Annotated in this window: 1 protein-coding gene; it reads left to right on the top strand. The window is 51.4% G+C overall.

Going from position 1 to position 243, the window contains the following annotated elements:
- The coding region (locus ACXM0J_RS18920; protein ID WP_479750755.1) for an Ig-like domain-containing protein at positions 1–243 on the top strand (243 nt) is incomplete at both ends.

The raw sequence follows: 243 nt of genomic DNA, 5'->3' as shown, positions 1-243 counted from the left end.
GATGCAGTTGCACCGACAGTCGCACTGGATGATGTATTGACCAACGACAGCACACCTGAGTTAACAGGTACTGTAAGTGACCCAACAGCAACCGTAGTTGTGAACGTGGATGGCGTGGATTATCCAGCGACTAACAACGGTGACGGCACCTGGACGCTTGCAGACAATACACTGCCTGCGTTAACTGATGGTCCACATACCATTACCGTGACAGCAACAGATGCAGCAGGCAATGCGAGTACT

The sequence above is a fragment of the Acinetobacter sp. GRABPA_MV_2 genome (genome assembly GCF_056725885.1).
Note: the sequence above shows the minus strand (reverse complement) of the source record. Positions and strands in the feature narration are given on the sequence as shown.